The organism is Frankia sp. CoBUL1 (assembly GCF_978021245.1).
In genome coordinates, this window is the sequence record NZ_CDXDOS010000236.1 from 1 (window position 1) to 5,326 (window position 5,326).

The following is a 5,326-nucleotide window of genomic DNA, read 5'->3' on the forward strand; positions in this document are numbered from 1 at the left end:
CCCCGGGCGGCCACGCAAGACACGCTCTAAAGTGACCCGAACCCATGGGCGGCATGGCGGAGGGACGCAGTCAGCGTGGATGCCCTCAGACGGGGTTGGGTCGGTCTTGCGCTGTTCTTCGCTGCCCTGGTCCTGATGCCGATCCTGGTGTTCGGCTATCACAGCCAGGAACCCCGGTCCGGTCCGACCCCGGCGGCATCCCCCGCACCCGACGGTCGTCCATCCCGGCCCGGCCCGGGCGCCATGCCCACGCCGTCGTCGACGATGTCCGTCGCACCGTTCACCTTCGCCGGCATCCACCAGGGCGAGACCATCTCCGGCTTCCGCATCATCCGGGTGGAGACGACGGGCTACGCCGGCCCCCTGACGTACGTGCTGAACGGACCGACCGGGCCGTACCGGCGGGATCTCCCAGGCCCGCCGTACCTGTTCACGCCGCATCCCGGCGGATGGCAGACCTCCGAGGTCCCGGACGGGCTGTACACCCTGACCGCGATCCTGGTCGGAGCCGGGAACACTCAGATCTCCATCAGCTTCACCGTCAGTAACGGAGCAGGGACTGTAGGATGATCTCGGCGGAGCGGGCACTCAGCCATACGACGAGAACCCGAGGGTGCACGTGACGACGGCGACCGCAGACCATAGTGTCAGCGGGATGGATCGACTGGTGTGGATCGACTGCGAGATGACCGGCCTGGACGCCGCGTCGGATCTACTCCTGGAAGTGGCCTGCTTGATCACGGACAGTGAGCTCAACATCCTCGACGAGGGCATCGACCTGGTCATCTCGGCGCCGGAGGAGGCGCTGCAGACCATGGAGCCGGTCGTCCGCGAGATGCACGAGGCCTCGGGCCTGACCGCCGCCGTCCGGGCGTCCACCTTGTCCCTCAACGACGCGGAGCGCCAGCTCCTCGACTACGTCCGCACCCGGATTCCCGAGGTGCGCAAGGCCCCGTTGTGCGGCAACTCGATCGCCACGGACCGCACCTTCCTCGCACGCTATCTGCCGTCACTGGACGCTCACCTGCACTACCGCATGATCGACGTTTCGTCGATCAAGGAGCTCGCCCGCCGCTGGTACGTGCGGGCCTACTACGCGGCTCCGGTCAAACACGGCGGCCACCGGGCCCTGGCGGACATTCAGGAGAGCATCGAGGAGCTGCGCTACTACCGACGGGCCGTGTTCGTTCCCCAGCCGGGGCCGGGCACCGAGCAGGCCCGCGCGATCGCCGCCGAGATCCGCGACCAGGCCGATGCGTCGCTGGCCGCCCTGACCGCCGGAGGCTCCGAGCACCCGCAACCGGACGACCCGGCCGGTTCACCCGCGCGACTGGACGGGAGACCTTCCACCGCCCGCCTGAACGGGCAGTGATCTCGCAGAGCGCGGCGGGCATGACCGGGGTAACCCCCTTGCCCATCCGGTGGCGCGGACCGGTACGATAGCTTCGCTTGGTCAGGCGGCGTGGGTGGAACGTCCCGGATTCGGAATATTCCGGATTCGCACCGGTCGGAGGATCTCCGGTCCGGCCGGGTCTCCTCCTTCGGCATGGCAGCCAGGTTCTGGTGGGTGTAGCTCAGCTGGTAGAGCACCGGGTTGTGGTCCCGGTGGCCGCGGGTTCAAGTCCCGTCACCCACCCCAGAGCAATATCCCGCCGACCAGGCCCCGCGGGTCGGCGGGCAGAGACCCACCGTGGCAGCCGTGCGGCCCCGCCGGGCTCACTCGATGTCGAACAGCCCCTGACGAACCGCGTACATCACGGCCTCCATCCGCGAGTGCAGCTGCAGTTTGTCCAGGATGTTACGAACGTGGTTCTTGACCGTGTTCTCACTGATGAACAGCTTGCGGGCAATCTCGCGGTTCGCGCGCCCCTCAGCGACCAGCTTCAGTACCTCGAGTTCTCGCGCGGTCAGGTGCGGGGCGTGCGCCCGAGGACGGTCCTCGGCACCCCGGGCCATCGTGGCGAACTCGACCATCAACTTCGATGCCATCGAAGGACTGATCAGGCTCTGCCCATTGTGGACAGCCCGCACCGCGTCGGCCACCTCGTGCGGCGGAATCGACTTCAGCAGGTACCCGACCGCACCCGCCTTGATCGCCTCGAACAGGTCGGACTCCTCGTCCGAGACCGTGAGCATCACGATACGCGTGCGCGGAACAGCACGTTTGATGGCACCCGCCGCGGCGATCCCGTCCCGGCCCGGCATCCGGACATCCATCAGGACGATGTCCGGCGATGTCCCGGAGGCCAAGGTCAGAGCCTCTTGACCGTTACCGGCCCGGCCGACGACGCTGATGTCCTCCTCGATCTCCAGGACCGTCTGCAGGCCCTGAAGGAACAGCTCATGATCATCTACTACGAGGACCCGGATCGGCGCGGAGCCCTCGACGGAGTCGGCTTCAGCGGCCGACGGCGGCACGACACTGGCCGTCATCACACATCCGGGAATCAGGATCGAATGGTCCGAGCGGCGGCAACCCGGACGCGAACGAAAGGCGGTTCGGACACCAACCCACTCTACGTGATGAAGTACACACCCGAGGTCGTGACGGCGCCGAAGTGGTGCCACCATCTTGCCCGATAAACGCATCCGACATGCCGGAAATAGTACGCGGTGGACGCTGCCACCCACCCGCATAGGACCATGTTCGCGTGGCGAGTCGCGCCCGGTTTCCTCCTGGCAACGACCCCGGCGACCAGCGCGACAAGCCACCAGCAGCAGCAGCAGCAAGATCATTGGATATCAAGCGGGGGCGATGAGTGACCACATGACGGTTTATGCAGGAAATTACCGAGAGTTATTACTCTGATACAGTCATCTAAGAATCCTCGAAATAGTGGGCCGCTTTGCCTGGCGTGATCGGCGGATGACCGTCAATATCACCGGTATGGCCGCAGCATCCAGCAGCTCCCAGCCACGACTCCACATTAAGCCGGGTACCACCTGGTCCGAGGCGTTCACCACCTGCCGCCAGGTTGCCCCCGAGGCGTTCGACGAGGACCGCCTCCGTAATCTCTGGGGCGGGCACTGGCATCGAACTGGAAATCCACTGCACAGCCTGTCCCCCGTCGACGGCGCACCGATCGCCGGGCCCCCGATGATCGAGCAGGACGAGGCCCGGGATGCGATCCGGGCCGCTCTCGACGACCACAAGCACTGGCGCGACGTGGCGCTGCCCGAGCGCAAGGCCCGGGTACGCGCCGCCGTCGACGCCATGGACGCCTACCGCGACCTGCTGGCTCTCCTGCTCGTCTGGGAGATCGGCAAGCCCTGGCGACTGGCGCGCACCGACGTCGACCGTGCCCTCGACGGGGTGCGCTGGTACATCGACGAGATCGACGGCATGATCGCCGGGCGCACCCCGCTACCCGGTCCGGTGAGCAACATCGCCAGCTGGAACTACCCGATGAGCGTGCTCATGCATGCCGTGCTCGTCCAGATCCTCGCCGGCAACGGCACCATCGCCAAGACCCCGACCGACGGCGGCGCCGCCTGCCTGACCCTGGCGAGCGCACTAGCCCGCCGAGAGGGTCTGCCGGTCTCGCTGGTCTCCGGATCGGGTTCCCGGCTGAGCTCGGCGCTGGTCCGCGCCCCCGAGATCGGCTGCCTGGCCTTCGTGGGCGGCCGGTCGGCGGGTGGCCAGGTCGCCGCCGCCCTGGTCGACACCGGTAAGCGCCACTTCCTAGAGCAGGAGGGCCTCAACGCCTGGGGTATCTGGGACTTCTCCCAGTGGGACATGCTCGCCGCCCATCTGAAGAAGGGCTTCGAGTACGGCAAGCAGCGCTGCACCGCCTACCCCCGCTACGTCGTCCAGCGCCAACTGTTCGACAGGTTCCTCCAGATGTACCTGCCGGTGGTCTCCGGCGTCCGGTTCGGCCATCCCCTCGCCGTCGCCGACGACACCGACCCGCTGCCCGAGCTGGACTACGGCCCGGTCATCACCACGGACAAGGCGACCGAGCTGGCCGCGAAGATCGACGAGGCGATCACGAAGGGCGGCGTGCCGATCTACCGCGGAGACCTCGCGGACGGCCGGTTCATCCCCGGGCAGGACACCTCCGCCTATGTGCCGCCGGTGGCGATCCTGAGCCCGCCGGCGTCGTCCGCGCTGCACCACGCGGAGCCGTTCGGCCCGGTCGACACCATCGTCGTCGTCGACTCGGAGGCCGAGCTGCTGGCTGCGATGAACGCCTCCAACGGCGCGCTGGTCGCCTCACTGGCCTGCGACGACGAGTCCCATGCCCGCCGGCTCGCCGGGGAGCTGCAGGCGTTCAAGGTTGGAGTCAACAAGCCGCGCTCCCGCGGCGACCGGGACGAGCCGTTCGGTGGCCGCGGCGCCTCCTGGAAGGGGGCCTTCGTCGGCGGTGTCCATCTGGCCAGGGCCGTCACCGTAGGCGCGGACGCCGACGAGCGGCTCGTCGGCAACTTCCCGGGCTACTCCCTCTACCCGGCCGTCTGACCTGCCCGGCCGCTCCTGCCAGAAGGAGGATTCGACCAGGCCGGCAGGCCGTGCTCGGCGAGTGGTCCAAGGCGCAGGCCGGCGTCGTCGCAGCGCGCGGCGATCCCGGGCAGAGCCCCGAGCGCGCTGCGCCAGGCCCCGGGGGCTGATGTGCAGTCACAGTCGTGCAGCAGCACCGTGGCGCCCCCGCGCAGGTCGGGGGCGACGGTGCCCAGCACGCTGCCCGGCGTCGCCTCGGCCGTCCAGTCGCGTCCCCATGCCGACCACAGGACGGGGCTGAGGTCGAGGCGACGGGCCGCGACGAGCAGCCCGGCCGAGAGGATGCCGTGCGGCGGCCGGACGAACCGCGGCGCGCGACCGGTGATCTCGACGACCAGGTCCCGGGTGCGGGCGAGATGGTCGTGCGTGGAGCGGGGACCGCGCAACAGCATCGGGCGATGATCCCAGCCGTGCACGGCCAGCTCGTGCCCGGCGGCGGCCATCTCCCGCGCCAACGTCGGTGCGCGTTCCAGCAGACCACCGAGGACGAAGAACGTCGCCCGCACGTCGAGTTCGGCGAGCACGTCGAGAAACTGCGGCGTGGACACGGGATCCGGACCATCGTCGAAGGTGAGCGCAACGTGATCGGGCGCGCCGAGCCCTGCGAGCGCTGGCGTCCACCGCAGCCGTAGTCGACGCAGTGTGATGAGCGACGGAATGCCGTAGGTGAGCCCGGCCGCGCCGCCCAGGGTCAACGCCGTGGCGGCGGCACGGCGTGCCATGGCGGGCCTGCGCGTCGCAACGGACCGCGTCATGGCAAAAACTCTGCCACAGATCCGGTCTCGCCTTCCGACCGGCACCCCCATGCCCGCCGCCACCGGGTAGCCC

The 5,326-nt window shown here is 68.7% G+C and carries 5 protein-coding genes and 1 tRNA gene; 4 read left to right on the forward strand and 2 right to left on the reverse strand.

Annotation, left to right across the window (positions count from 1 at the left end; genetic code table 11):
• The first annotated feature begins 75 nt into the window (after positions 1–75).
• The 3 genes from AC08OX_RS14560 (at position 76) to AC08OX_RS14570 (ending at position 1,639) form a co-directional block, all read left to right on the forward strand.
• The gene (locus AC08OX_RS14560) at positions 76–570 is read left to right on the forward strand and encodes a hypothetical protein (protein ID WP_476608317.1); all 495 of its coding nucleotides are present in this window, start codon (positions 76–78) and stop codon (positions 568–570) included.
• 49 nt (positions 571–619) lie between these two features.
• Positions 620–1,372 (forward strand): oligoribonuclease, encoded by a 753-nt coding sequence (orn, locus tag AC08OX_RS14565; protein WP_476608318.1) that lies wholly within the window; start codon positions 620–622, stop codon positions 1,370–1,372.
• A 191-nt stretch (positions 1,373–1,563) separates the two neighbouring features.
• Positions 1,564–1,639, forward strand: a tRNA-His gene (locus AC08OX_RS14570).
• Between the two features lie 77 nt (positions 1,640–1,716).
• Here the strand turns inward: AC08OX_RS14570 and AC08OX_RS14575 are convergent.
• Entirely contained in the window at positions 1,717–2,433 is a 717-nt protein-coding gene (locus tag AC08OX_RS14575) for a response regulator (protein ID WP_476608319.1), read from the reverse strand.
• Positions 2,434–2,887: 454 nt separating this feature from the next.
• Between AC08OX_RS14575 and AC08OX_RS14580 the strand changes: the two genes are divergently transcribed.
• A complete protein-coding gene (locus AC08OX_RS14580) occupies positions 2,888–4,459 on the forward strand; it encodes an aldehyde dehydrogenase family protein (protein ID WP_476608321.1) in 1,572 nt (523 codons plus the stop codon).
• On the opposite strand, the gene AC08OX_RS14585 is transcribed toward AC08OX_RS14580, so the two are convergent.
• Positions 4,444–5,253, reverse strand: coding sequence for a polysaccharide deacetylase family protein (locus AC08OX_RS14585; protein WP_476608320.1), 810 nt, complete (start codon positions 5,251–5,253; stop codon positions 4,444–4,446). The genes AC08OX_RS14580 and AC08OX_RS14585 overlap by 16 nt on opposite strands.
• Positions 5,254–5,326 lie beyond the last annotated feature (73 nt).